The sequence below is a fragment of the Streptomyces sp. NPDC026589 genome (genome assembly GCF_040638385.1).
GTDB lineage: Bacteria > Actinomycetota > Actinomycetes > Streptomycetales > Streptomycetaceae > Streptomyces.
Genome location: NZ_JBEZYG010000003.1, coordinates 120,853 through 146,824, shown reverse-complemented (window position 1 = coordinate 146,824; position 25,972 = coordinate 120,853). Strand labels below are relative to the sequence as shown.

Below are 25,972 nucleotides of genomic sequence, written 5' to 3'. Positions count from 1 at the left end.
GCATCCCAGACATGATGATCGCGATCTACAGCTGGAGTACTAGTCGCTTTCCCGTCCACGGTGGCCACATCATTCGACGGACGGTGCGCGAGCCTCGTTGTAACGATGGTTCAGTCGGTTCGGCCAGCCGAGAGGGGCAAGTGGTTTCTCAGTACCGTGGATCGCCGGCGGCCAAGCAGTCGACGGAGCCAACTGTTGGCGCCGCCCTGGTATCGGACCAGAGTGTCCGTCCGTAGGGCCCGGATCCACAGCGGGGCACCGATCACGATGCGGTGTACGTCGTTGAGGCCCATGTCCGCCGCGAGCTCGTTGGCCCAGCGGCTGTCTTCCAGCACGACATCGGCGTAGACCTCGGCGCACCACTGAGCCTGGCGGTCGTGGCCGAGGGTGTAGCCGCGGGTCCAGGGTCGCCCGTCGTGTGCGCCGCCGCGCTGTTCCCCCTGCTGCACTGCGATCTTGAGGGCTTCCACGGCTCGGGACTGGTCGTCGTCCCACTGCCAGGTGTTCTCAGTCCCTCGCGTGCGCAGCAGTTCCTCGATCGCAGGGGCCGCGGACGAGACCCAGCCGTCGTCGATCGCGTCTCCGGTGCGGAAGCCTTCGACGTGTTCCATGCTGCCGAAGAGGACGATATCCACCGCCCGCCCCTCGTGGCATCGGGTGCGGGTGTGGCAGAGCACGGCTTTGTTCGCCGCGTAGTTGCCGACGAACTCGGCGAATTCCACGTGTCCGGTGCCCTGTGTGTAGGAGACCGGCGTGGGGCCGTCGAATACGGTGGCAGCGAGGGGCCCTAGCCTTCGGAGGATTCTCTGGGCTGTGCGCAACCGGTTCTGGGAGCGTGTTCGCTCGCCGATCTGGAACTGCGTCATGGGCAGGCTAAGCGTGAAGGACCATTGCCAGCCGCGTTCCAGTGAAAGGCCAATCTCCTCGGCCACGGCGCGAACCCGGCGCTCGGACCAGTACAGGTACCGTCCGGTATCGCGTTGCGCCGCCATTCCTGCCACGGGTCCCTCGTCCTCTGTTCGCCGGTCGCTCGTTTTACCAGACCTTAGGCGCTCCACCGGGTGCGGTGCCGGGCTTCCCGAAGTACCTGCGGTGGTCTGCGTTTACCGGCTATACGCAGTTGACCCCCAGGAGGAATCCCGGGGGTCAACTTACGAAGGTGTGAGGGTGGGCTAACTGGTCGCGTCAGCGTCGGTCGGCGAAGCCGCCGCCGACCGGCGACGCCGGGACGCGATCACGGTCGCAATGCCGCTGGCGACGAGCAGGCCAGCACCCCCAATGATCCACGGTGTGGCGCCGGCGCCCGTGCTGGCGAGGGAGCCCTTGGGCGCCGGAGCCGTGGGGGGCGTGTCGTCCTTGTCGTCCTCCGAGGCTGGCGTAGTGGCGTTTGAGGAAGTGGGCTGCGGGGGGCTGCTCTTCGCCGGTGCGGGGTTCGCTGCGCGGGGCGATTCCTCGTTCGGCTTGTCCTCCGGTGTCGACGGCGTGCTGGTGGGCTTGTCCGACGGATCGGGCTGCGGGTTCGTCGCAGTCTTCGTGTTGGTGACCGTCACGGTGACCGGGGCGCCGGGGGCGGCGGTGAACGTCTTCTTCGGCTTGTAGAGGTCGTAGCCGTGGGGTGCCTTGATCTGCTGGACCCAGAAGTGGCCCGCACGGCTGGAGATCGGCAGTTCGCCGGACGCGGTGCCCTTCGGGCCGGTGGTGAGGGTGAGCAGGGTCGTGTCGCCGCTGCCGACGTTCACGGTCGAGCCGGGCAGGAGCTTGCCGGTCTTGTCGTCCGCGGTCTTCAGGACGAGCTGTGCGGCCTTGAACGGGTCGGTGATGGTGAGGCGGGCAGTGACCCCAGGGGCCACGATGACGTCCTGGTCGGCGACGACGTCGTGGATCGGGCTGCCCGAGGTGGTCTCCGTGAGGCGGTACACGCCCGGTGCGAGGTCCGGGAAGGTGAGGTCTCCCTGGGCGTCGGTCTTTCCGCGTCCGGATTCTTGGCCGGCAGCGTCCAGGAGGAGGAACTCCGCTCCGGCGAGGAGGTCTCCGGCTGGGTCCTTCTTGGTGATGGCGATGCTGCCGGCCTCGGGCGCTGAGTTCTCGGTGGGGGCCTGGGAGGAGGGCGTCGGCTCGGTGGACTGAGCGGTCGCGGATGGCGCCCAGGTGAGGGTGCCGGTCACGGCGGCGGCGAGGGCGGCGGAGCGGATCGCGCGGCGGATGATGCGGGCGTGCAAGGGGAGGAGTGCTCCTTGATGAGGCGGGTGAGGTCAGCGGGTCCGGCTGCGGGTCGCGCCGACGGGCGGCGGGACCGCGGGTGAGGGAGCAGTCGGCTGTGTTGCTGTCGCAAAGTAGAGGTGCTGTCGGGATTGAAGCGGCACGTCCTTGACTGCGCGATGGACCGGCTCGGTCGAGACCAGCGAAGCGGTGAGGGCGGCAGCGAGGGAGGCAGGTGTGCCGATGGAGAAGCTCGCGGACCAGAGCCGGTCGCCCGGAGACCCGGCCCAGGCGGTCCACGCCGGCTTGCGCGTGCCCATGTTGGCGTACCGGTGCTGTACGGCGCCCAGGCCGTCGGGGGAACGGAAGTTCTGCGTGCCGTTCGTCTCGACGCTGTGGCTCCAGCCACGGGCGAGCAAGGTTTTGTACGCCTCGTAGGGTGCCGTGGCGTCCTCGAACAGCACGCCCTTGCTGCTGTCCCGGTCTTCCAGATACAGATCGAGCAGCTCGATGTGCACGTCGCTGAGCACTTCGACGGGGGTGGTGGCGTCGAAGGTGATCCGCCAGGCTCCGGGGCCGGACGGAGCGCGCTTGGCTCCGATGGTCCATGTGCCCGATCCGGGCACGTCGGGTTGAGGTTCAAAGGTGGTCCACAGCCGCAGGCATGGGCTCATGGCGGCGGCCGGGCCTCCTTCCTCCTCTCGGTGGAACGGCCAGCTCTGGTCGGTGGGGACGCCCCAGACCCGGCGGGGGGCTACGGGGCCCGGGCCGGCCAGGTGGCGGGGAAGGACCTTCACTTTCTGGTCGGGGGCGAGGTTCGTCAAGGGGTCAGGCGGCACGGGATCTCCTGCCCGGGGTGGCTTCGCCCGGCGGTGGGCGGGACGGACAGGTCAGCGGGCGGGGCCGCCGGTTCGGGGTCTGGCCGGTGTGCTGATCGCCTGGGCGGGGCGACCGGCGGCACCGGCCGGCGTGGGCGCCTTCCAGGCTCCGGAGATCCAGGCGTCGGTGTACTGGACGATGGCGCTGCGCAGCCTGCGGAGGTCGGCGCCTTCCCATGGCGGGGGTCCGCTCTCGGTGCCCCGGCGGAAGGTGCCGGGCCATGCCGTCCCGCTGGTGGTCGCGTCACGGTGTCGGAACGTTTGGTGGTCGGTGAACCTCAGGACGATCTCGTCGATCGGTCCCTGCTCGACGTGGAGGAGCTTGAGGCGCAGGCCGTCGTAGGAGTGCGTGTAGATGCCGGGGGTGAAGTCGATGCGCAGGCGCAGGGGCGATCCGGGTACGGGTGTGGCGATGTAGCTGTCGCTGACCACGGTGCCGGTGAAGGGCAGGCCGAGTTCGTCGAAGAACTCCTTGGCGTGTACGGACAGGGAGGGTCTCCATGTGTCTCAACGGCGTGTCAGAGCCGGGCGACTGGTCGTGGTGCTCCAGCGGGGGACGCTGACGGCGGGGAGCGGTGCCAGGCGGCGGGCGACTGCGTGGCGCACGTCGAGCGGTGTCGGGGGCCGTGCGCGCTCTGGAGTGACCGGAGTGACCGTGGCCAGGTCCTGGACGTAGCTGTACGTCTCCTCTCTCCAGCGGACGAGGGGTGCCGGGTCGGCGACGCACTCGGTGACGGCGCGGAGCAGAGCGATGGGGGTGTCGGTGGAGGCCGTGGCGTACCAGGCCGGGGCGTTGATGCTGTTGCCCGCCCAGAGCTGTCATCGGGCGTCGCGCATAGTCAGCTCGCCCCCGGGGTCGAGCGTTCCGGTGGTCAGCTCCAGGGCGGCCAGCTTGTCCGGTGACTGGACGGCGAGGACACCCCATCGGTTCGATTCGAGGTTCCAGCCGCCCCTGATGAGCGGTACGACGGCGAAGAACGGGTCCCGGTCCGGGTGGTCGGGGATGGGTGCGGCGAGGTAGGCGTCGGGGCCCTGCTCGTACAGCTCGGCAAGCTTGTGGGTGAACGCCGTGACAATCTCGGTGGGGCAGCTGTCGTTGAAGCAGACCCCCCAGGCGGGCTTGCCGAAAGGATCGCTGAAGCCGCTGATGCGCCACAGGCCGTCGTCTTCCCATTCCGGCAGGTAACCGAGGCGCACGCGCCGGTCGGGGGCGGTGACGAACACGTTGCCGAGCCTGTCGTGCTGGAGGTCCCAGCCGATGTCCGTGAGGGGTTCGAGGGCGGGATCCCCGGTGCAGAGGGCCGCGGCGAGGTGGCGGGGTGAGATGAATACGTCGCCGTCGAGGTCAGTATCTGTGCTGATGCGGGGCCGCCTTCAGGAGAAACAGGTAGTCGGGTGGTTCACCGCGCCGGGCTGGTCGGGCGCTCGGGCTCGGTGTGGGTGTCCACCTCGATGGCTATGTGGTCCAGGGCGAGGGCGATGCGCTGCTGGGCGATACCGGCGGTGGGAGCCGTGATGAGGATGTGGCCGATGCGGGCCGTGTCGACGTCGCCGATGGGCGGGAGGACCGCGCGGTCGCCGGCATCGCGCAGCCAGCGCACCTCCTCGACCCATTCCGTGGTCTGGGCGAACGAAGCGTCGATGGAGCGGCGGGCGATCGTTCCGGCCGTGTCCGGGTAGAGGAGCCGAATGGCCGCTGCCTGGCTGCGGGTGGGCGTCAGGTCGGGTGCGGTGCCGCATGCCAGATCGGCGGCGATCCGTGGCAGATCGAGGCCGGTGGCGAGGAGGACCAGACGGCCGATGAGATCGCCGCCGATCCGGCCGTTCACCTCGATGATGCGCGGGCCGCGGTCGGTGAGGCGAAGCTCGACGTGCTGAATGCCGGTGCTGATTCCGAGGGCGCGTACGGCGGCGGTGGCCACGGAAGCCACCTCGGCGAGCAGTGGATCGCGGGCATCGACCGAGTGGGCGATCTCCTCGAAGTACGGTTCGAAATCAACCGTCTTACGGGTGACGGCAACTGCGGCGGTGATCCCTCGGTGCGTGACGCACTCGACCGAGACTTCCGGGCCGTCGAGGAACTCCTCGACGAGTACCTCGTCGGACTCGCTGCCGATCCCCTGGGTGCCGGCGAACGCGAACGCGTATGCGTCTGGCAGCTGGCCGGAGCTGTCGACGCGCAGTACCCCGAGGCTGCCCGCGTTGGAGGCGGGCTTGAGGACCACCGGATACCCGATGGAATCAGCCGCGAGCAGGGCCTCCATCATCGAGTCGGCGCGGATCGAAGCGGCCGACCCGACGCCGTGTTCGTGCAGAAGTGCCCGCGTCCGCCCCTTGTCCCGGCAGGCGCGCATCGACTCGGGGTCGGAACCCGGCAGGCCCAGGATCCGGGCGAGGTGGGCGGCGGGGACGAGCTGGTACTCGTCCCAGGTGAGTACACCGGCCACGTCGTGGCGGGTGGCGAGGATGCGGCCTGCGGTGATCACGGCATCCGGGTCGCTCATGTCAGCGATCTCCCAGTCGGCGACCAGTTCGTTCTGCCACGTCGGCCGTGCGTCTGAGACGAGGACAATCCGGTAGGCGGCGGCCACCTGCTCCAGGCAGTAGCGGCGATAGACCTCGTCACCGGAGGAGACAACGAGAACGGTACGAGAGGACGAGGACAAGCAGTTACTCCGGGAATGTAGAGGTAGGCAAGGATCCGCCGAGCGTCTCGGCGAAGTGGCGGGGCGAGAGTGTTCAGTGCCCGGCGAGTTCATCGGCGGCGGCCGGCAGGCGAGGCGGGGACGGACGCGGGCCGGGGGATGCCGTCCGCACCAGCGCTCCGCCTGCCCGTAGTGGCGCCGCTACGAGCTGCTGGTACCTGCGGGACGGGAGCGAGGGTCGCGAGCTGGGCCAGTCGGCGAGGGAAGTTGCGCGCCTCGCGGACGACAGGGGCGGGGTTGACGAACTCAGCGGCCGTCGCCGCGATCAGGTGCTTCGGGGTGCGCGCGGAGAAGACGAACTCGGCGCGGGTGCCCCAGCCGGGAGGGCCGGCCCACAGCGTCACCGCATCTGCGGTGGGGTCACTGTTGACGATGTCGATGGTCGCGCCCGCCAGGTTGTCCGGGGAGACGATGTTGACGAGGCCCCGGGCCAGGGGTTGGCGCTCCCATCCGGCATCGAGCAGGGGCTGTACCCCGTCGGTCCATCGGTAGGAGCTGGACTTCAGGAACGTCTCGCTCTCGGGGTCGTACTCGGCAGCCAAGGCGCTGGTGAGGCCGTGCACGAGCTCGGGGGGTGTGTTCTGGTTGATGCGTGCTGTCCACGTAGCTGCCGATACCGCGTCCTTGGCGGCGCTGATCTGCCAGATGTCGTAATCGTCTCCGAACCAGCCGATCTTGATGCGGTGGTCCGGCGACGCGATGACGAGCTGGCACTCTCCTTCGTCCAGGTGGTAGTGGGGCCAGTGGGCGACAGGTTCAAAACTGGGGTCTGCGTGACCGGGCAGCCCGGCGAGGTAGCGGGGGAAGACGTGGACATCTCCCTCGGGCGTGTGGATGGGTTCGGGCATGCACTTCCGTCGGTTGTTGAGCTGGGCAGGGCAGCCGCCCTTACGGGCTGCGTCGGCGGCGGATCTCGATGGCGGAGGCCCATTCGGGGTGGTCGGTGATCAGCCTCCGGGCGTACAGGGCGGTGTAGTTGTTGTTGAGGCCCTTCACTCCGCTGGGCTGTTGCCAGCGCAGGGCCTCGAACAACGCCTTCATGCCGATGCGCGTGGCGCCTGCGGCCAGCCGGCGGGCGACGAGGCTCTGCAACCGCACGTATATCCACGGATGTTCGGTGTCGAAGGCGTGGAACCTCTGGGTGATCGTGGGAGTACATGTGCCGTGATCGGGGTGGTGACCGAGGCCGAGGTCAGGCAGCTGCTGCTGAGTAGGGGGCATGGGCGCCGAGGGTTCCTTGCGTCTCAGGGGTGTCGGGCGGGTGCGCGCAGACCGGGCAGCGTGCGCAGTCGGGTGAAGGCCGTGGCCAGTCCCAGGGCCTGGAGGATCGCGGCGCCGGTGATGGCGTGGCCGAGGTGGTCGGGTGGTACGGCGGCGACCAGGAGGCCCGCGACGGGGAACGGGGCCAGGAGCAGGAGGGCGGTGACGGACAGGGTGCTGCCGAACACGTCGGCCGGGATCAGCTGGGAGCGCAGGGTGCGCAGGACGACGACCATGCCGCCTTCGCCGGCCATCAGCACGGCGATGAGTAGCAGGTAGCCGTTGTAGGTGTGCGCCTGGGAAACGGCCAGGGTGGCGGTCGCGGCGATCGTCGCGGCCACCGCTCCGACGGCCCACAGGCCCCATCGGTCGATCGCGGTTCGGGTGGCGGTGATGGCGAGGAGGGACGCGACGGCGGCGGCGGACCAGATGAGCCCGGCGTCCGCGCTGGAGCGGCCCAGGTCGGTGACGATGATGATCGGCATCGCGGCCTGCAGTACCCCGGCGGCGAAGTTGCTGAGAGCCAGCCCGGCCACGAGCCAGACCAGAGCCGGCAGGGAGCGGAGCGTGGACCAGCCGGTCCGCAGCCCCCCGGCGATGGACACCGAAGAAGTTGCTGCTGTGAGCGTGTGGCGGGGTACGAGCACGGTGCCCAGCAGGGAAAGGCCCGCCAGGATGCTGAGCATGCCCACCGCTCCGCTCCAGTGCAGGAGGAGTCCGGCCGCGACGGGGCCGGCGAGGGTGGCGGTCTGATCGATCGCCATCAGCACCGACTGCACCCGGTGAGCACGGCGTCCGGCCTGGCGGCTCGCTGCTCCCCCAGCCGTTTCGGAAGCGATGAAAGTGCACTCGGTCGCGATGCCGCTCACGGCGGCCAGCACCATCACCGTGACCGTTCCCGTCGGCCCTCCCGTGCTCGTAGAGAGGACGAAGGCCGCCGTCAGCACCACGAGCGCTCGGGCGAGCGCGGCCAGGCGGAACACTCGTGCGACCCCGTACCGGTCGACCAGGGTTCCGGCCGCGGCGAACGCGGCGAGCCGGGGGATCCATTCCAGGGCGAACGCCAAGCCGGTCAGCACCGGGGAGCCGGTGGTCGCCAGGACCAGCAGCGGGATCCCGTAGGTGGTCATGGCGGAAGCGGCGGCGTCCGCTGCCCGCGGTACGTAGAGGCCCGCGACCACGCCGGGGGCAGGGGGTTTCGCGTGCTGGGGTGGTGGCCGGCGGCTCACGCTGCCGTCTCGTAGGCGGTGCGCAGCGGGGCCCGGGAGTGGTCGTTCAACCACTGCAGCAGGGCGCTCCGTACCGCCTCCAGCTCCTCCAGCCCTGGTGCGGTGGAGGCGTCCGCAGCAGCTTCCGGCCGTGTTGTGGAGGGCAGGCAGGCGGATTCCTCCGGCCTGACGAGCAGGGCCAGGGCGCTGCTGACCCGAAGGGTGAAGTGCCCTTCCTTCGCGGGGTATTGGTGCTGCCGCCCCCAGCGTGCCGCCGCATCGTAGAGCTCGGCGAGGGCTTCACCGGCCTCGGTGAGGTGGTGCTCGCCCGTGGAATGGATGAGGGCGAGGTCGCGGGCCTCCTTGACGGCGTGCCGGATCTGGTGCCGGGCCAGGTCGGGGAAGGATCGGGTGAAACCGCGCCGCGGTATGGGCCCGTGGTCGTCGATCTCGCTGATCAGGCGTATCAGGCCGGGTGCGGAAAGCCGGCCGACAACGTGCTGCAGGTCGGTGGTCGTGCTGGTCATCGGCGCGGTGCTCCTGTCGCGAGCGCGGACTTCGGGTGAATGTGCGAGGCGTGGGAGAACAGGTCGCGCTTGTGCCACGCCGACGGCGCCGGGCGCGGAGGGTTGCTGATCCACGCGGTCGGGGCGGGTTCGGTGAGGGTGCGGCCCCAGACGGGGTGGTGGGACGCCTGTGCGAGGGGCTGTCCGGCGGCCCACGCCGACAGGGCACCGAGGACCGGGGCCAGTCCGTTGCCCGCTTCGGAGAGCCGGTAGGGCTGTCCGATTCCTTCCGTGTGCACCAGGCCGTCGGTCACCAACTGCCGAAGCGGCGGGTACACGTTGGTCCAGTCGCGGTCGGGCATGGAGATCCTTGCCAGCGCTCGGCCGCTGACCTCGCCGCGCACGCGCAGGGTCCACAGGATGGCTGCGGCATGCCGGCGGGTGAGGAGAGTGAGGCTGTCCTCGATCTGCTCGATCGCGGGCAGCGGACGCTCCGGCTGTTCCAGATATGCCTCGGCCCAGGTGACGATCAGCGGCAGAACGGGAAGCAGTTGGGTGCCGCGTTCGGTGTGGCCGTAGGTGACGTGCCGTGTGGTGTGTTCGGTTCGTTCGAGCAAGCCGGCGTCGCACAGGGCCCGCAGCCTCGGGTGGAGTTGCCCATGCTGCAGCCAGGAGACGTCATCGGCGATCTCCTTGTAGCGCATCGGCCGGCCGGACAGCGCGAGCATGATCCGGACGTTCCACCGTGGGGTGATCATGGCGAGCACCTCGGTGACTCGGGCGATGTCGGCGTCGGTGTCGGGGGGCAGACCGGTGAGAGCCATGGGCGATCTCCTGGGTGGGTGCGGAAGGCGTGCGGTACTGCTGGAGGTCAGCGGCTTCGTGCCGGGCTCGCGGCAGGGGGCCCCGGCGCAAGCGCGGCGGATGCGCAGGGCGCGGTCTCCGGGCCCGGTTCGGGTGCGGTGACGCGACCGAGGCTCTGGAGGACGGCGGTGAGCGTCTTGGCCTGGGTGTCCCGGATGGCGACGGCTTCGGCGAGGCGTCGGGCGCAGTCGAGAACGTGGGTGACCTCGTGGGCGCCGAGCAGGCGCTCGGGGTGGACGAGCTGGGCGAGGCGTTCCCGGTGGAAAGTGATGCTTCGCTCGGCGAAGGCGAGGTCGTCGTGCATGGTCAGCAGAGCGGAAAGCATGCCGGGCGGCTGATCCTGGGCGTGGAGTTCGAGCGCGGACCGCTCGGCGCCGTACAACTCTTCGAGCTGGGCGGCTACTTCAGTGGACGTGGGGTGGAGCAATAGAGAGCTTTCACGGTCGTCGGCTTCCGGCCGCCCCGGCGCGCGGGGGCGTCGGAGCGGCCGAGGCCGGAGGCAGCGCGGCGGTGATCGCCTGCTGGGCCAGTCGGACGGGACGGGCCTGCTGGTGGAGGGGCGGCATGGTGCGCAGGAGGTCGCCGAGTGCGGTCCGGTAGCCGGCCCGGGCGTCGAGCGCCGCGTCCATCCACTGCGCGTCGAACCGCAGGTCGTCCGCGGACAGTTCGCCCATGTCGCGGTCGGGTGCCATCGCGCTGTGCACCCGGTCGCGCACCCGGGCAACCTGCTCCTCGGCCAGGGCCAGGAAGGATCGCAGCTCCAGGGCCCGGGTCACCGCCGGTGACGCATCGGGACTGATCGCCTTCTCGTACAGCTCGGTGACCGAGACGCCGAAGACGTCCTGCAGCTGGCCGTCGGCGGAGCTCGGTTTGAATCGGACGCTCACCTCCGCACGCTCCTGCCCGCCACCGGTACCGATGGCACGGAGGTGGTCGAGTGGGGCGGGGCGCTGGCCGAGACGGCAGGCCCGGTGCGGTCGCCGCGGGTGAGCCGTGCCAGGCGTTGAGCGGCGAGCCCCTGTTTCTGTGGGGCATCCGGGTCGAGCAGGAGCCGGAGGACCATCGCCCGGCCGTCGCGTATTTGCACAGCCGCGTCCACCTGAAAGGCCAGGGCCAGCGCCGGATCGTCGATCTCCCTGGACTGCGTGTCCAGGACAGCTAGGAGCGCGTCCTCGGCACGGTCAAGGTCAGCCTGGGACTCGACGAGACGCCCATGCCAGGTGACGGCTTCGGTGGCGGCGGGGTAGGCCGTCGGCCTCGCAGCGACCGCCTTGCGCAGCAGGTCCAGCCTCATGCCGAACCGGGTCTCGATCCGGTCGGTGAGCACGGACACGATGTCGTCCAGCCCGTCGGTCATGTCCTCGGACACGAAGTCTCCTTTCAGGAAAGGGAAGAACCAGGTTGGTGAAAGAGATGACGGCAGCTGGTTGACGGTCCGGCCAGCCGTCGGATTCGGGGGGACTACGCTGCGGAACAAATCAGTTGAGGCACATGCGGACGTCGCGATAGACCCACGCTCCGGAGACCCATCCCTTAACTCCGGTGGTCTTGTCCGTGATGTAGCGCCATCCGCCGCTCGACTTGTGCACGGAGAACTTGTGACCCCGGTAGAGGATGCCGACTCGGGTGGACTTCGCTGATGCCTTGGAGCGGATGGCCACGGCCTTCGTACCGATGATCCACGGGCCGGGCCGTTCACACGGTCGTTCGACAGGAGCCATGCTCGATACCGGTGCCGTACTCGCGGCTGCAGACCCTGTTGCAGCCATGGGAAGGGTGAGTGCACCGAGTACAGCTGCTGCTACAGCAATTCGGGTTGAGCGCATGCGGAAAGAACCTCCACGAAGGAAAAGGGAAATCAGGTGCGACGGGAGCGTTCCCGACGACCCAATTAGCATCCGGACAATCGCCGGTTTGGCCAACCGGCGATCGTCGGTTACCTTTCGCCCGCCTCCGCGTGCTGCGACTCTCAGAACAGGCGACCGGGCGGACGCGCAGCCGGTGGCTTTGCCGGCATCGCCGACTGCGTCGGCGACGCTGAGGTAGGCCGGACGGGCGGGAGCGGGCCGGCTCTACCGCTGAGACGCTCGGTGTACCAGTGCCGGGCTTCTTCAACTGTGTTGAAGCCCCCCTCGCGCAGGGTGTACGTCCTCAGGTCGACGTCGGCCTCCTCGACCAGCACCCGGTACGGGGAGGGCGCCCGCTCGTCCAGGGCGCGGAGCACGACCAGGGTGACCATGTCGTCCGGATCGTCCTCTGTGTAGGAGAGGCCCATCGCGAAGCAATCTCCGTCGCTCACAAGGCGCCTTTCAAGGGCCCTGGTCATCTCGTCCGCGGGCCGCGGTCCGATCTCGTGGGAGATGCCGATCTTCTCGGCGGGGCAGCCTCGGTGGATGAGCCACGACTGGGCCATCGGCACCAGGGGAAGCTGGGCGTACTCGTAGTCGAAGGTCGCCTTCGCCTCGTCTCGGCGCAGGTGAACGGCGAGGAGGTGAGGGTCGCCGGGATGGCCGTACGTGGCGCTGCGGTCGAACAGTACGTAGTAGCTGTGCACCCCGTTGGCGCTGTGGTGTTCGGCGAGCGGGACGTAACTGTCCTGGTGTACCGAGACGTGGTGGTAGAAGTCGCGGTACTTCTCGTCATCGGCATCGAGGGCGTCGATGTGGAAGTCGAATTTGTCTTCGGGTGGGTGTCTGCGGTCGGACGGCGAAGGGGGTGAGGACAAAAGGACTCGTTTCATACGCGGGTCAGCGGTGAAGTGGTGGGGTGGCCGGCCAGGCGCCAGGCGGCGCTGCCGCCTTCGTCGTCGGAGGCGGGCTCTGCCGGCGGGCGGCAAGGAGAGCGGCTCGCCCCGCTGTTGTCAGCTCGACCGGTTGTCCGGCGTGGACGGGCGGACCGCAATCACGAGATACGAGACCGGCGGCTTCCAGGTGCTGCAGGTCGGTGTAGGAGACGCGCTGCCCGGAGGCAGTCGTCACCGCCAACTGACCGGTGACCAGGTGCTGATAGAGCTTGGCTCCACCGGTGATCAGCTGCAGAGCGGCCTGGTCCGCCGCGGAAAGCGCCTCGCCGACCGCTGCCGCACCGAGGGTTGCCTCGATCGGTTCCAGCGCGGCCAGCACCCGCCGGGCACGGGAATCGCGTACGTCCGCGGCCTCCCGCAGCTGCTCAATGATCCGGTCGAGGCTTTCGAAGAACGCGCCGTCCACAGGATGCTCGCCACTGGCCAGGCGGTGAAGCATGACGCGATAGAAGGTCACGCCGGTCGTGGCGTCGACGAGCTGGCGGTGGACGTCGACCAACCGGGCGTCTGGCTCGTCGAGCGCGCCACGGTCTCGGCGGGCCCAGAGGGTGTCGATGTCCGTACCGGTGGCAGCCTCGATCCGACGGTCCAGGGACGACAACGGCGCAAGGTCGGAAGAGATGGGCGAAGCTCCAAGTGATCAGCGAGATTGATGGTGCGCTGCGCTCTGTGCAGAGCGAGCGGCAGGCGGAAGGGCGGTGGGCAGCGGTGCCCGACTGCGAGTGAGGAGCTGCGGTGGGTGGGAGCGCGCTGCGTGAGTTTGCGAGCTCACCGGGCGGCGGATCATCCCCAGACGGCGCCCGACCTCGTCGTAGATGTCGTTGCCTGCCCGTGGCCGGATCGCTACGACATGGATGTCCCGCTGGTGGGTGGACTCCTCGGGTGCCGGGCGCAGGCCGTAGACGACGCGCCACTCCTTGCGGGAGTCGACAAAGAGCTTCCGATAACCCTCCAGGTCGCCCGTGAGTCGGATCCCGAAGCGCTGGGCGGTCACGACATCCTGCAGGTAGGCGAGGGTGAGGTCGCGTATGTCGCTGGGGGCCTGGAGGAGATCGGTCAGCGCGCGGGGATCGAAGCTCAGCCCGAAGGCCGCCCGGTGCTGCGCCCCGCCGGTCACGCTGTCAGCTCGCCGGCATCAGCGGGCTCGTCGGAGGCCAGGTCCGGTGCTGCCGCCTGCTGAGTACGGGCTGAGGACGGAGGCCCCGGAAGGAGCCGGTGGGCGGGACGCTCCGGGGAGGTCATGCAGGCGGACAGAGGCCCACCGGGTGCGCGGACCGCGGCCGTCGCGTGCGTGAGGAAATCACGGTGCCAGACGAACAGGCCACTCAGACCTGCCTCGGGGTCCTTGTGCTGTGTGTAGGCCATCCACAGTGCGTGAAGCCACGCCACCACGTCGTCGTGTTCCCGCCACTGCAGACACCAGGGCGACGACGTGGTGACTTCGGCTCCGTATACGGGCAGGTAGAAGTCCTCCACCCAGTCACTCAGCGCATCGAGTTCGTCCTCCCGCTCTTCGCCGTCCAGCTCCAGGATCGGGCGGGGTTCCGGCGGCGTGGGCGGCGGGGGCCCCCCGAGCGTCGGCATTCCGAATGCTGCGAACGGTGAGGGCCCGCGGGGAGCCGGAGGGGAGGCGAGGTGGTCGAGCTGCTGAGCCTGCTGCGCCGACTGGTCCATCAGTCGGCGGACGCTTGCTTCGATTCCTTCCAGCTGGGGATCTGGAATCCGGACTGGCTGCAGTTCCCCGTCTGCCGGGTCGTGTTCCGTGGATTCGGGCATGGGTTGGAGGGCCTCCTGGAAGGCAGGGTGGGAGAGGGGGCGGATCCGTGGTCAATCAGGGCGTTCCACGGACCGCGGAAGGGTGCAGGTGAGGTCTCGATGCCCGGGCGGCCTGCGCGGGTGTCGTTTGAGGCCGAAGCCCAGCCGTCAGGCCGTGAGGACCATGTCGTCCCTGGTCAGGGTTTCGCGGACCGTCTCCGTGAGTCGGTCGGCCGCGATGGCCGCGTAGTGCTCGGTCTTCTCCACGCCGATGAAATCGCGACCCTCCAGAAGGGCGGCGACACCCGTCGATCCGGATCCGGCGCAGAAGTCGAGGACCGTACCGCCTTCGGGGCTGATCTTGACCAGCTCGCGCATCACCTCGACGGGCTTCTGGGTGATATGCCGCCGCTTCGCCCCCGACGGCTGGGAGGCGCTGTAGAGGCCGGGCAGGTAGACAGGGTTTCGGGATGCGTCCATCGGCCCCTTCGAGGCCCAGACAACAAATTCGCAGTTCTGTGTAAAGCGGCCCTTCTGGGGCCTCGCCTGCGGCTTGTGCCAGGCCAGCACTCCCCGCCACAGCCAACCCGCTGCCTGGATCGCGTCCGTGGTGATAGGGAGTTGGCGCCAGTCGGTGAAGAGGAGCGCCGTACCGCCCGTGCGAGTGAGGCGGTGGGCTTCCGTCATGTTCTGCGTCAGCCAGAATCCGTAGCTCCTTTGATCCATGTTCTCCCCCTCGAAATCAGGGAGTTCACGCTTCGCGTCGACAGAGGCGTATTTCGCTTTGGCCGAACGGCTGGTGCGCTCCTTCGCGGTCCGGCCGCCACTGTTGTACGGCGGGTCAGTGATGACGGAGTCGACGCAGCCATCCGGAAGTCCGGCGAGGATGCGGAGGGCGTCGCCCTGGTGCAGGGAAAAAGGCAAAAAGGTACCCCGATTCGGGTGTGAGGACAGAGGGAAACTCTCACCCTGCAGGCGAACCCGGGGGATCAACTGGGCATGAAGCAGCCCAGGACCGCGCCACGGGGAAAGCAAGGGGAGTTCAAAAACTGTAGAGGCGATTCTGCCGATGGCCAAGGAGACTTCCGCTGATGTACCGGAATCCGGTACCCAGCGCCGACTTCTTGGTCAACGGCCGATCTCCGCCTACTGTTTTTGAACTGCCCGGCGCACTTACCGCCGATGGCGCTCCCATCACATACCTCGCGGGAACCGCTCTGCCCCGGCACATCAAGCTCCGCAGCCCTGTCGAGCGAGCGGCAACTCACCGACACCAACTCCCCTGACCGACCGCCCACCCCCGGCAGCCGCGCCCTCTTCCGCGTCACCCCCGAGCACGCGCGGCGCGCCGTACCCGCACCTCAAGGAACTCTGCATGACAGCCCGTTACCCGAGCCAGCCCGCGGCCCAAGGCCGCAGCGCGGGCTTCCCGGATTGAAAGCCCTCGCCGCCGTCCTCGGCGTCGTCTTCCTCATTCCTCTACTCCTGGGCGGCCAGGCCATGGCGCTGGTCAGCTCCAGAGAAGCCGCAGCTGCATCCGTGGCCGGCACCATCGGCCAGTGCCTGCCCGACCTGGACACCGACAAGATCACCGAACAGGTCGCCAAGATCCTCGACGGCGCGGACGCCGCCGATGTCGAGATCGAGGGCCTGGACCTGCCCGGTGAGCAGATTCCGCATGCCCAGACGATCGTCGCCACCGGCGTCAGCATGAAGGTGCCCAGGCGCGGGCAGATCATCGCGCTGGCCACCGCGATGCAGGAGAGCCGGCTGCGCAACCTCGCCTACGGCGACCGCGACTCCCTCGGCCTGTTCCAGCAGCGGCCCAGCCAGAACTGGGGCACCCCCGAGCAGATCCGTGACCCCGTCTACGCCAGCGAGCGCTTCTACAAGGCGCTGGTCAAGGTCAGCGGGTGGCAGCAGATGACCATCACCCAGGCCGCCCAGGCTGTCCAGCGCTCCGGCTACCCGGATGCGTACGCACAGTGGGAACCGCTCGCCACCGCCCTCCAGAAGGCTGTCGCCACCACCTTCCCCGGCAACGGCGGCCCCGAAGGTGACGACCAGAGCGCCGGACAGTCGGCCACGGGGCCCGGCTGCGGCTCCGCCGACGAAGGAACGTCGTTCGGAGACATCCCCGAGGGCAAGGTTCCCAAGGGTTACTCCATCCCGAAGGGCACCGACCCGCGGGCCCGGAAGGCGATCCTCTGGGCGATGCGGCAGCTCGGGACGCTCTACCAGTGGGGCGGCCACTGCACCGACCCTCGCGGGCCAGACCCGATGGGCCGCTGCGACTGCAGCTCCCTCATGCAGCAGGCGTACCGCCAGGTCGACATCTCCCTGACCCGCACGACGTACTCCCAGATCGCCGATGGCAAAGCCGTCTCGGTCAAGGCCCTGCAGCCCGGCGATCTGGTGTTCAGCCGGGGCACTGCCGCCCGCCCCGAGCACGTCGCGATGTACATCGGCAGGGGCCTGGTCATCGAGGCCCCGCGCACCGGCAAACCGGTGCGGATCGTGCCGATCACGAGCATGGACGTCCTGCTCGCCCGCCGCGTCATCTGACGCCGGGCCTTCTTCTCGCGCCGTCCCCCTTCCCTTCCCCTGCCCGTCTGCCGGGCCTCTTCGGCCTGCGCACGCAAGGAGACCCGCCATACCCGTGTCCCACCTCGCCGACCGCCTCATCCACCTCGCATACGATCCCGGCATCTCCCCCAAGGGGGGCGGCCTGCCCGGCTTGTCGGTCCTGAAGACCGTCGTCAACAGCATCAATCTGTTCGGAATCATCGCCGTGGTCGGCGCCCTCGCGGTCAGCCTCGGCGTCTGGGCGTGGGGCCATCACAGCGGGGGCCACCAGGCCGAGGCCAATGGCAAGAAGGGTGCGCTCGTATCGGCGGGCGCGGCGCTCGGCCTCGGTGCCGCCAACGGCGTGATCGCCTTCTTCAGCAACCTCGGATCGCAGGTCCAGTGATACAGAAGCGCATCTCCGCATTCGGTCTCGGCTGGTCCTCCCGCCGCCGCATCGCCGTAGCGGCGGCGGTCCTGGCCGGTCTGTTGGCCATCACCGTCCTCACCGCCGTCATCAGCGGGCCTGCCGATCGGCCCAGTTCTCATCCCAGCCCAGCGTCCCCGAGCCGCAGTGCCGCCCCCGTAGCAACGGAGCCGTCCTCCGGGACGGGCTCGGTAGCCCGGCCGCCCCGGATCTCCGATCCCGTCCAGTTCGCCAAAGCCGCCGCCCAGATGCTGTGGTCGTACGACACCCGCATCACCAGCCACGAGCAGCAGCTCACCGCCATGCGGGCGTGGATGACCAAGGAGTATCCGTACGTCGACTGGGTCTCGGTGTCCGCGCAGATGCCGACCCCGGCCCTGTGGGCGCGGATGGCCGATCAGGGCCAGTACGCCACCGCCGTCGCCTCCGAGGGGCACTACCCGGCCGCCTTCAAGCAGGCCCTCGCCGAGGACCCGTCGGCGATTGCCCAAGCGCACATCTACGCGGTGACCGTCACCGGCAAGCAGACCATCGCCTGGGCTAAGGGCGGTGGCGGAGCGGAGGACCGCTCGATCACGCTCGCCGTGCAGTGCCGCCCTTCGAAGGACTGCACCCTCGTAGCCATCGCGCCGACCGTCGCCCCCTGACCCTGACCGAAAGGAGTCCCCATGGCGTTCTGCGATCTTCCCCTCACGGACGCACTCTGCTCGGTCGGCGAGGCGGTCGACTTCGCTTCCGATCCGGGCAAGGCGATCGGCGACTGGCTGTCCAAGTCCGCCGGTGAACTCGCCGCCACGAGCGTGGACCTGGCGGCCAAGGCCGTCGACAACACGACCCACGTCGACCTCAACGCATCGTGGTTCCGCGACAACTACGAGACGATCCTCCCCATCGCTTTGGTGGCCCTGGTGGCGACGTTCTGCGCCCAGCTCGTGCGTGCTGCTGTTCGCCGGGACGGCCAGGCGCTGGCCCAGGCATTCAGCGGTACTGCGGCCGGCGTACTCTTCGCCTTCGCGGCCGTCTCCCTGACCACTGTCGCCATCGAGGTCGTCGATGCCCTCTCGGCCGGCCTCCTCGCCAGCGCGGGCCTGAACATCGAGAGCGCGGTCCGCCGCATCGTGAAGGTCGGCCAACTCGCGGCGGTCACCCAGCTGGGCTGGCTCGTCATGGTCGGCGTCGCGATCGCGACAGCCATCGGCGCCACCCTCTATTGGTGCGTCATGCTCGTCCGCAAGGTGGGCATTCTCGTGATGGTCACGCTGGCTGCCTTCGCCGGAGCCGGCGGCGGCTGGGAAGCCGCGCGCCGCTGGCGCCGCGGCTGGATCGAGGCCACCGCCACCCTCGTGGTCTCGAAGCTGCTGATGACCATCATCTTCGTCCTCGGGATCGCCGCAATGGGCGACACCCAGTCCAAGGACGGCCTGGGCGCCCTCGCCGACGTCCTCGCAGGCGTCGTGATCATGGTTCTGGTCCTGTTGTGCCCGTACGCCACCTTCAAATTCGTCCACTGGGCAGCGGAAGGGTCGGACGCCGAGGGACTGCACCGCGCCGGCGGAGCCGGGGCGCAGCTCGCCAAGCAGCACGCCGAGCGTGCGGGCAGGAAGACTGCCTCGATGGCGGCCACCGCAGGAACCGGCGGTGCCGCAGCCGCAGGCGGCGACGTCGCGGCGCAGGGGCCCGACGCGCTTCCCGGCGGCGGAGGGTTCCCCGGAGATATCGCTTCCAACCCGTCGGGCGGAAATCAGGACGGCTCCCAGGACGAAGGCTCCGGCCTCTCACCCGGTGGCGACGCGATCAAGTCCGGCCTGGAGAAGGCGGTCCAGCCCGCCCCGACCAGCGTCACCGACGACAGCAGCGGGCAGATGGGCGGCAGCCCGGCGTCCGGTGGCTCCGGCCCGGGCGTCGCGCAGGGCATGGGCGGATGGCAGTCCGGTCCTCCGGCCGGCGGCCCACCGTCGCAGGCCGCACAGCCCTCCACCGGCACGGCCGGAACCGGCGCCAGTGACCCCGCCTTGCCACCGCCCCCCTCGCCGAGCGGTCTCTGACCACCTGACCGATCCCCGGGGACGAGCGGCTTCACACCTCTCGCCCCGGGCCCCAGCACCCTTCAGGACCAACCTCTTGTCCGACCTCTCTGCTCCGATCACGGTCAAGTTTCCGCACCGCTCCCGCCGGGGCATCCTCCTCGGCCTCTCCCTCCCCCAGCTCCTCCTCACCTCCTGCGCCTTGGCCCTGCTGCTGGTGACACTCGTCTCCACCGGACTCCTCGGCGCCATCGTCCTCGGCCCGCTGTGGGCTGCGGTCGCCGCCCTCGTCGTGATCCGTCGACACGGCCGGTCCATGATCGACTGGGCGCCCATCGTCCTGCGGTACGTCTACCGGCACAGCACCGGGCAGACCCTGTGGCTCGCCCGTCCCGTCACCCGCCCCCGGCAGGACGGCCTCCTTCACCTGCCCGGCACCACCGCCTCGCTGCGGGTGGTCACCCCCGGCGACTCGGCCAACCAGGCCGCCGCCGTCCACGACCCGCACCAGCAGACCCTCACCGCCGTCGCCCGCGTCAGTTCCAGGGCGTTCGTCCTGCTCGACCCAGCAACGCAGAACCAGCACGTGCACGGGTGGGGCCGGGCGCTCGCCGGCATCGCCCGCACCGGGCACGTCGCCACCGTGCAGGTCCTGGAGCGCACCGTGCCCGACTCCGGCGACACCCTCGCCCGGCACTGGACCCGCAACGGCCGCCCCGAAACCCCGGTCGCCGGCCAGGTCTACTCCGAACTCGTTGCCGCCGCCGGGCCTGCCGCAGCCCCGCACGAGACGTACATCGCGATCTCGCTCAATCTGAAAGCCGCCCGGCGTCTGATATCCCAGGCGGGTGGCGGGCTGCCTGGCGCCTTCACGGTCATGGAGCAGACCACGGCCAGCGTTGCCCAGGCTGCCCGGAACGCAGGGCTGGTGATCACCGGCTGGCTGAACGCCCGGGAGATCGCCGCCGTCATCCGTACCGCCTACGACCCGAAGGCCCTCTCGGCCCTGCAGCAGTGGTCCGAGGCCGGCCGGGCGGAAGCCGACCCGGCAGCCGCCGGCCCCGTCGTCCAGGTCGAGGAACGCGACCGCGTCGCAACCGACACGGCGCGTCACGTCACCTACTGGGTCGAGAACTGGCCCCGCACCGAGACTTCCGCCGGCTTTCTGCACGGCCTCATGTTCACTGCCGGAGTCCGGCGCAGCCTCTCCCTCATCTACGTACCCCAGGGCTTCGAGTCCGCGCTGCGCGACGTCCAGCGCCGCAAGGCCGCGATCATCGCGGACGCCAGCGAACGCGCCCGGCGCGGCCAGGTCGACGCCGAGGCCGACTCGATCGAGTACGCCGACGCCAAACAGCGTGAACGCCAGCTGATCGCGGGGCACGCCGACGTCGCCTTGACCGGGCTGGTCACCGTCACCGCCGAGACCGACGCCCTTCTCGACGCCGCCTGCGCAACCATCGAGACCGCCGCGGTCAGCGCCGGCGTGGACCTGCGGCGCCTCACCTATCAGCAGCCCGTCGCCTTCACCGCTGCCGCGCTCCCCCTCGCCCGCACCACTCTCTAAGAACGGAAGCCCCATGGGCACTTGGGGAACCGGCCCCTTCGACAACGACCAGGCGGGTGACTTCGAGGACCTGCTCTCCGGAACAGATCCATCGGAGCGCGAAGTACTCCTCCGCCGAACACTCTCCCGGCCGTCAGCGGACACCATCGGTGACTGGGAGGAGGCGGTAGCCGCTGCTGCGGTGATCGCCGAACAGTGTCCCGGCGGACAGCGGTTCAGCGCTCCATGGCGGCCACCGTGGTACCGACCCACGCCGCCACTCCCCCTAGATCTTCGCCCTCTCGCGGCTGCAGCGCTCGTCCGCATCTACAACTCCGAAACTTTGGCAGGCAGTTGGTCGAGCACGCGTCTCCGTGACGAGTGGCGGATCAACCTCGCACGGCTGCACGAGGCACTCACAGAGCACTCGGACCAGCCACAGCGGCAGCGAGGTGCGCACCTCGGTATCCCCCCGCAGCAGGCGCAACCCGCCACATCCGCCTCGGGACCACGCCGTCGCTGATCCCACCGCACCACAAGGACCTTCTTGAACGCACATGCCGCGCCCGACACACACCCCTACCTCCGCGCCGCCACCGCGGGCGTCCGCCACCACACCAGGAACCTGCCCGGCCGCGACACGGACCGTGTTCACGTGGACGTACTGCACGCCCACCTGACCGGACTGCACCAACTCCTCGACCAGCTCGCCGAGGCGACCCGGCCCCCGCACCCTGCGGCCGGACGGCATCTCGCCACCGCGCACACCCGGCTGTGGCAGGCAACCGCCGAGGTCCACGCAGCCTTCCACCTCCTGCCGACGGCCTCCGCCGCCTCCACCGAGTGCCGCCCGGACCAGCTTCCGGAGGGGCCACCGGTCCTCACCATCTGCCAGCGCCACCTTGCCGCCGGACACGCCATCCGCCGCAGGACCACCCCTACCGACCTCACCAGCCCGCCACGCACCACCGCCTGCGTGCGGTGAGCCCGACCCGCCGAACCGAGGGCCCCGGATGAACCACCGTCCCGGCCGCCGCGGACGCCGCGCCTCCGCCAGCCCCCTTTTCACCCCGCACACCACCGACCGGGCCAGCCGAAAGGCCGCCCACCGCCAACTTGCCGAAGCCCTGGCCAAGGCCCAGGCCGAAGCGCTCTCCCGTCCGGCGGACGCGGCACCGGACGAGCACACGATGCCCGCCCCCCTCTACCCGTCCAACGGACGACCAGGGCCAGGATCCGCACGCGGCTCCCGACTTCGGCTCCCCGCCCACCGGATGACGACCGCTATCGCAGCCGGCGCGTACCCCTTTCTCGCTGAAGGAGGGCTCAGCGCCGAAGGCATCTACATCGGCCGGGATGTCCACGCCGAGGCCAGCTTCGTCTTCGACCCGTTCGAGCTGTACGGCCGCATCGAGGGATTCACCAACCCGAACCTGCTGCTCGCCGGCGTGATCGGCCAGGGCAAAAGCGCGCTCGCCAAGTCCTTCGCCGTGCGTTCGGTCGCCTTCGGCTATCGCGTCTACGTGCCGTGCGACCCGAAGGGCGAGTGGACGCCGGTGGCGGAAGCCCTCGGCGGCCGGTCCGTCGCTCTCGGCCCCGGGCTGCCGGGTCGTCTGAACCCCCTGGATGCGGCCCCACGTCCGGAGAGCGTCTCCGAGGCCGACTGGGTCGGGGAGATCCGCAAGCGCAGGCTTCTCCTCCTCGGGTCCCTGGCCCGGACCGTCCTGGGCCGAGACCTGATGCCCATGGAGCACACCGCCCTGGACGTCGCGCTGGACGCCGTCGTCACCCGCGCCGACGACACGCACCGCACCCCGCTCCTCGGGGATGTCGCCGCCACCCTCAATGACCCGGCCGCGCTCGACGAAGCGGCAGGAGTGATGTCGGGTCAACTCGGGGACGCCGCACGCGACCTGGCCCACGCCGTGCGACGCCTGGTCCATGGCGACCTGGCCGGCATGTTCGACGCCCCCTCCACCGTGAGCTTCGACCCGACCGCGCCGATGCTCACCATCGACCTTTCCCGCCTCGGCGGCAGCGGTGACGACACCGCCCTCGTCCTGGCGATGACCTGCGCGAGCGCTTGGATGGAGTCCGCCCTCTCCGATCCGAACGGCGGACGGCGATGGATCGTGTACGACGAGGCGTGGAGGCTGATGCGACACGTCGGTCTGTTGCAGCGCATGCAAAGCCAGTGGAAGCTCAGCCGCGGCCTCGGCATCGCCAACCTCCTGGTGATCCACCGGCTCAGTGACCTACTCACTGCCGGCGACGCCGGATCACAGGGCCGCGCCCTAGCCGAAGGGCTCCTCGCCGACTGCAGCACCCGGATCATCTACCGCCAGGAGACCGACCAGCTCCACGCCGCAGCCTCACTCCTCGGCCTGACCTCCGTCGAGATGAACGCCATCGCACAGCTCAACCGCGGGCGCGGCCTGTGGAAGGTCGCAGGTCGGAGCTTCATCGTGCAACACCTCCTGCACAGCCACGAACTCGCACTCTTCGACACCGACGCCCGCATGCACTGAAAAGGCGCCGAGCTCAAGAATCACCACGTACGACACCATCCAACGGAGCCCGTCATCGAATCCCACCCCACCAACTCCATGATCCCGGCGCTGGACGAGGACGATCTGGCCGTACTCATGCACGACATCCAGGAGAACGGGCTTCTCCAGCCCATCGTTCTGGACCCAGCAGGACGGATCCTCGACGGCCGCGGCCGAATGGCGGCCTGTGAGCGCCTACGCATCGAGCCGACCTTCGTTACGTACGAGGGCGCCGGGACCGACGTCTACAGCCTGTCCGTGAACCTCAAGCGCCGGAGCTTCTCCAAGGGGGTCTGCGCGATGATCACTGTCAAGGCCCGTGCGAATCTCGGCTTCGAAGCGTGTCCCGACTCGGGACAAGAAGCCCGTCCCGACTCGGGACAGGACGCTTGTCCCGACTCGGGACACACGGTCCGAGAGATCGAGGAACAGCTCGGCGTCGCGCGTGCCGTCATCGGACGGGCAAACGTCGTCTGGCGGTACGCACCCGAACTCGTCGACTCCGTGATCAGCGGTGCCGTCGGGCTGGACCGCGCCTACGAAACCGCCCGGCAGAAGAAGGCGCAGACCGAATCGGCCGAGGCTCAGCTGGCCAAGCTGCGCGCGGCGGACACTGCCCTCGCCGACCGGGTGGTGGAGGGGGAACTGACGTTGCAAGGCGCCTGGGCGGAACTCAAGGCACGGCAGGAAGAGGAACTTCGCCAACGCCGCGTCGCCACCACCCTGCTGTGCGAGATTCTCCCTTCTCTCGCCCAAGTACGCGGGACGCGTACTTTCGCTCTCTACGACACCGAGCTGGCACCGCCCGGGCGCACGGTGACACGGGAGGTCATCGAGCACGCGGCCAGCGCCCTGGCCGAGGCCGCCTCCGTGTGGGAGGAGCGTGAGTTGCCGTGACACACATGTCCACCGTTGCGCTGCGCAACGTCGTCCTTGAGGTCGCGCGGCGGATCACCACGGACCGCGGGCGCATCCACACCGACGAACTCCAAAGCGAGCTGGCCAAGGAACTGGCCGAGCACGAAGACCTGCTCCCCATGGCGCTCGCCAAGGGCTGTCAGGGCCTCATCCGGGACATGGGGGATCGCCACAGCCCGCGCCGGCGCCGCACGACCGGCGGTCTCTATCACCCCGACGCCGTACTGAAGCTCGGGAACGGCATCTGGGTATGGATGAAGGACGCCACTCCCACGGACATCACCCAGTGGGGACGGATCTGCTCCCGCAACGCCATCCGCATCCTCACCTCCGAGGCGGAGACCCAGCAGTACATCGCCGACCGCACCGACGCCTTCCGATCCCACCCCGGATACGAACGGCTCGCCCCCCTCGAAGAAGCCGTCTTCCACTACCAGCAGGACGCCCTCGCCGACTTCCCCGACATTGAGGACCTGTAGCCCGCACTCACCGGAAGGACCTCCGAGTTTCCCCGCACGATCCAGATTTCGAGCTGTACGACAACGTCGGCCGCGACGCCGACCAGATCCACGCCGCCCGGTACAACCTCGCCACCCGCGGCGACCTGAAGCGGTGGGCTCGACGCGACGCAGAGCCCTTCCGCGCAACTCATCCACTTCCCCGCGGTCCCTGGCCCGCCCCCGATCTCGCGCCATGTCTGGACGCCCTCGCTGCGGCCCAGAGCCCGGCGGAGGTGGAGACGGTCACCGAGCACGTCCTGGACGCCGCCGAACCGACGGTACGGGCCCTGGCCGACTACCTCCTGGCCGCTGCCCGGTGGCAGCAACAAAATCGCGGTGCCGCCCCGGGATCTCCATCCAACCTGCTGATGACGGCAGCCAGCCGGGCGCTCTCCGCTCTTGCCTTCGCCGACGAGGCCGGCCTGCGCAGACTGCGCGCCGCCTACGACCCGGCCCCCAGCTCCACCCCGTCGTCCAGCTCGCACCCAGGGGGCATCACGCCCCGGGCGGCCCCACCCCCTCCTCCACCCCCCGGCTCCGCACCCCACCCATAACTCTCCGCCAGCGGCTCCCGGTGCGCCCGCCTCCCGCGAACCCGTCCCTGGCCGAGGAGCAAGAGCCCCGTGAAGCCCGATTTCCAACGCGACCTGATACCGCGCGATGACGCGCTCCGCCTTATCGGAGCGCTCAACGAGATGAAGGACAAAGCACACAAGGCCGCCCAGCAATGGGAGTTGCTGACCGAGGACGGGCAAGTACCGGTGGCGCCTTCCTTCACCGTGCTGCTCCAGCACGCCACCGACGCACAGGAACTCTCCCGCGACGTCCTCCGGCTCACCACCGGATTCGCCCGGAGCCCCCTTCACGCCACCCGCGACGGCAGCACCGTCCTCAAGCATCTGGCCTTGGCGGCGACCATGTCGAGCCACGCAGCCCCGTACTTCGCCGAGACCGCGGAGCACGCTCTGGCCCTGCTCCGGGCCACCAACCCGGCTGACCGGCACTACCTCACGAACAACATGGTCCACGACCACGCCACAGGCCGTGCCTATCTGCGGCGCACCTCCGAATCCCTTCGGGACGCGGGCAAAGAACTCGAAGACCATCTCGGCTTTCAACGCTTCCTCGCACAGCTCACCCGCCCGGGCGGCCCGCCGAAGCCTCCGCCACCGAGTCCAGGCGGTCACCACCGCTGACCGCCCCGAGCCCGAGGCCACCCACCCACTCCCCCAAGGAATGCTCTGAGACGCCCCACTCACCTCAAC

General features: G+C 69.4%; 31 protein-coding genes and 1 pseudogene. 12 read left to right on the top strand and 20 right to left on the bottom strand.

Annotated features, from left to right (window positions below):
* Positions 1-110: 110 nt before the first annotated feature.
* The 20 genes and pseudogenes from AB0F29_RS06605 to AB0F29_RS06510 form a co-directional block, all read right to left on the bottom strand.
* Entirely contained in the window at positions 111-1,001 is an 891-nt protein-coding gene (locus AB0F29_RS06605; RefSeq protein ID WP_361868075.1) for a hypothetical protein, read from the bottom strand.
* 171 nt (positions 1,002-1,172) lie between these two features.
* Entirely contained in the window at positions 1,173-2,219 is a 1,047-nt protein-coding gene (locus AB0F29_RS06600; RefSeq protein WP_361868072.1) for a SpaA isopeptide-forming pilin-related protein, read from the bottom strand.
* Between the two features lie 33 nt (positions 2,220-2,252).
* Complete coding sequence (locus AB0F29_RS06595; protein ID WP_361868070.1) at positions 2,253-3,038, bottom strand: DUF317 domain-containing protein; 786 nt, start codon at positions 3,036-3,038, stop codon at positions 2,253-2,255.
* A gap of 51 nt (positions 3,039-3,089) precedes the next feature.
* On the bottom strand, positions 3,090-3,509 hold the full coding sequence (locus AB0F29_RS06590; protein WP_361868068.1) for a hypothetical protein: 420 nt from the start codon (positions 3,507-3,509) through the stop codon (positions 3,090-3,092).
* 75 nt (positions 3,510-3,584) lie between these two features.
* A pseudogene (locus AB0F29_RS06585) lies at positions 3,585-4,439 on the bottom strand (DUF317 domain-containing protein).
* A gap of 38 nt (positions 4,440-4,477) precedes the next feature.
* Entirely contained in the window at positions 4,478-5,743 is a 1,266-nt protein-coding gene (locus AB0F29_RS06580; protein ID WP_361868066.1) for an ATP-grasp domain-containing protein, read from the bottom strand.
* Between the two features lie 89 nt (positions 5,744-5,832).
* Complete coding sequence (locus AB0F29_RS06575) at positions 5,833-6,630, bottom strand: DUF317 domain-containing protein (protein ID WP_361868064.1); 798 nt, start codon at positions 6,628-6,630, stop codon at positions 5,833-5,835.
* Positions 6,631-6,670: 40 nt separating this feature from the next.
* On the bottom strand, positions 6,671-7,003 hold the full coding sequence (locus AB0F29_RS06570) for a hypothetical protein (protein WP_361868062.1): 333 nt from the start codon (positions 7,001-7,003) through the stop codon (positions 6,671-6,673).
* Positions 7,004-7,026: 23 nt separating this feature from the next.
* Positions 7,027-8,223, bottom strand: a complete 1,197-nt coding sequence (locus AB0F29_RS06565; protein ID WP_361868712.1) for an MFS transporter — start codon at positions 8,221-8,223, stop codon at positions 7,027-7,029.
* A gap of 44 nt (positions 8,224-8,267) precedes the next feature.
* The gene (locus tag AB0F29_RS06560; protein ID WP_361868060.1) at positions 8,268-8,777 is read right to left on the bottom strand and encodes a hypothetical protein; all 510 of its coding nucleotides are present in this window, start codon (positions 8,775-8,777) and stop codon (positions 8,268-8,270) included.
* Complete coding sequence (locus AB0F29_RS06555; protein ID WP_361868057.1) at positions 8,774-9,580, bottom strand: winged helix-turn-helix transcriptional regulator; 807 nt, start codon at positions 9,578-9,580, stop codon at positions 8,774-8,776. Before AB0F29_RS06555 ends, AB0F29_RS06560 begins: the two co-directional genes overlap by 4 nt.
* A 47-nt stretch (positions 9,581-9,627) precedes the next feature.
* A complete protein-coding gene (locus AB0F29_RS06550) occupies positions 9,628-10,047 on the bottom strand; it encodes a hypothetical protein (RefSeq protein ID WP_361868054.1) in 420 nt (139 codons plus the stop codon).
* A 10-nt stretch (positions 10,048-10,057) separates the two neighbouring features.
* A complete protein-coding gene (locus AB0F29_RS06545; protein ID WP_361868052.1) occupies positions 10,058-10,507 on the bottom strand; it encodes a hypothetical protein in 450 nt (149 codons plus the stop codon).
* Positions 10,504-10,989, bottom strand: a complete 486-nt coding sequence (locus tag AB0F29_RS06540) for a hypothetical protein (RefSeq protein ID WP_361868049.1) — start codon at positions 10,987-10,989, stop codon at positions 10,504-10,506. Before AB0F29_RS06540 ends, AB0F29_RS06545 begins: the two co-directional genes overlap by 4 nt.
* A gap of 109 nt (positions 10,990-11,098) precedes the next feature.
* Positions 11,099-11,341 carry an SH3 domain-containing protein gene (locus AB0F29_RS06535; RefSeq protein WP_361868046.1) on the bottom strand — a complete coding sequence of 81 codons (243 nt, stop codon included), beginning with the start codon at positions 11,339-11,341 and terminating at the stop codon, positions 11,099-11,101.
* A 248-nt stretch (positions 11,342-11,589) separates the two neighbouring features.
* The gene (locus tag AB0F29_RS06530) at positions 11,590-12,345 is read right to left on the bottom strand and encodes a hypothetical protein (RefSeq protein WP_361868044.1); all 756 of its coding nucleotides are present in this window, start codon (positions 12,343-12,345) and stop codon (positions 11,590-11,592) included.
* A gap of 22 nt (positions 12,346-12,367) precedes the next feature.
* Positions 12,368-13,024, bottom strand: a complete 657-nt coding sequence (locus AB0F29_RS06525) for a hypothetical protein (protein WP_361868041.1) — start codon at positions 13,022-13,024, stop codon at positions 12,368-12,370.
* A 39-nt stretch (positions 13,025-13,063) separates the two neighbouring features.
* Positions 13,064-13,540: a hypothetical protein gene (locus AB0F29_RS06520; protein ID WP_361868039.1), complete on the bottom strand. Its 477-nt coding sequence runs from the start codon at positions 13,538-13,540 to the stop codon at positions 13,064-13,066.
* Complete coding sequence (locus AB0F29_RS06515; RefSeq protein ID WP_361868709.1) at positions 13,537-14,097, bottom strand: DUF4913 domain-containing protein; 561 nt, start codon at positions 14,095-14,097, stop codon at positions 13,537-13,539. Before AB0F29_RS06515 ends, AB0F29_RS06520 begins: the two co-directional genes overlap by 4 nt.
* A gap of 249 nt (positions 14,098-14,346) precedes the next feature.
* Complete coding sequence (locus AB0F29_RS06510; protein WP_361868037.1) at positions 14,347-15,102, bottom strand: site-specific DNA-methyltransferase; 756 nt, start codon at positions 15,100-15,102, stop codon at positions 14,347-14,349.
* Between the two features lie 510 nt (positions 15,103-15,612).
* Here AB0F29_RS06510 and AB0F29_RS06505 point away from each other — a divergent pair.
* The 12 genes from AB0F29_RS06505 to AB0F29_RS06450 all read left to right on the top strand — a co-directional run bounded on the left by AB0F29_RS06505 (position 15,613) and on the right by AB0F29_RS06450 (position 25,903).
* A complete protein-coding gene (locus tag AB0F29_RS06505) occupies positions 15,613-16,743 on the top strand; it encodes a C40 family peptidase (RefSeq protein WP_361868035.1) in 1,131 nt (376 codons plus the stop codon).
* Between the two features lie 88 nt (positions 16,744-16,831).
* Positions 16,832-17,149 (top strand): DUF6112 family protein, encoded by a 318-nt coding sequence (locus AB0F29_RS06500; protein ID WP_360781319.1) that lies wholly within the window; start codon positions 16,832-16,834, stop codon positions 17,147-17,149.
* On the top strand, positions 17,149-17,817 hold the full coding sequence (locus AB0F29_RS06495) for a hypothetical protein (protein ID WP_361868707.1): 669 nt from the start codon (positions 17,149-17,151) through the stop codon (positions 17,815-17,817). Before AB0F29_RS06500 ends, AB0F29_RS06495 begins: the two co-directional genes overlap by 1 nt.
* Before the next feature lie 21 nt (positions 17,818-17,838).
* Positions 17,839-19,215 (top strand): ATP-binding protein, encoded by a 1,377-nt coding sequence (locus tag AB0F29_RS06490; RefSeq protein WP_361868032.1) that lies wholly within the window; start codon positions 17,839-17,841, stop codon positions 19,213-19,215.
* A 76-nt stretch (positions 19,216-19,291) separates the two neighbouring features.
* Positions 19,292-20,761 (top strand): SCO6880 family protein, encoded by a 1,470-nt coding sequence (locus tag AB0F29_RS06485; RefSeq protein ID WP_361868030.1) that lies wholly within the window; start codon positions 19,292-19,294, stop codon positions 20,759-20,761.
* A gap of 13 nt (positions 20,762-20,774) precedes the next feature.
* The gene (locus AB0F29_RS06480; RefSeq protein ID WP_361868028.1) at positions 20,775-21,263 is read left to right on the top strand and encodes a DUF4259 domain-containing protein; all 489 of its coding nucleotides are present in this window, start codon (positions 20,775-20,777) and stop codon (positions 21,261-21,263) included.
* A gap of 24 nt (positions 21,264-21,287) precedes the next feature.
* Positions 21,288-21,725, top strand: coding sequence for a DUF6238 family protein (locus AB0F29_RS06475; protein ID WP_361868026.1), 438 nt, complete (start codon positions 21,288-21,290; stop codon positions 21,723-21,725).
* A 28-nt stretch (positions 21,726-21,753) separates the two neighbouring features.
* On the top strand, positions 21,754-23,268 hold the full coding sequence (locus AB0F29_RS06470; RefSeq protein WP_361868024.1) for an ATP-binding protein: 1,515 nt from the start codon (positions 21,754-21,756) through the stop codon (positions 23,266-23,268).
* Positions 23,269-23,346: 78 nt separating this feature from the next.
* Positions 23,347-24,186, top strand: a complete 840-nt coding sequence (locus tag AB0F29_RS06465) for a ParB N-terminal domain-containing protein (RefSeq protein WP_361868022.1) — start codon at positions 23,347-23,349, stop codon at positions 24,184-24,186.
* Positions 24,187-24,191: 5 nt separating this feature from the next.
* Positions 24,192-24,686, top strand: a complete 495-nt coding sequence (locus AB0F29_RS06460) for a hypothetical protein (protein WP_361868019.1) — start codon at positions 24,192-24,194, stop codon at positions 24,684-24,686.
* Between the two features lie 254 nt (positions 24,687-24,940).
* Positions 24,941-25,261, top strand: coding sequence for a hypothetical protein (locus tag AB0F29_RS06455; protein ID WP_361868017.1), 321 nt, complete (start codon positions 24,941-24,943; stop codon positions 25,259-25,261).
* 69 nt (positions 25,262-25,330) lie between these two features.
* Complete coding sequence (locus tag AB0F29_RS06450) at positions 25,331-25,903, top strand: hypothetical protein (protein WP_361868014.1); 573 nt, start codon at positions 25,331-25,333, stop codon at positions 25,901-25,903.
* Positions 25,904-25,972: the final 69 nt, after the last annotated feature.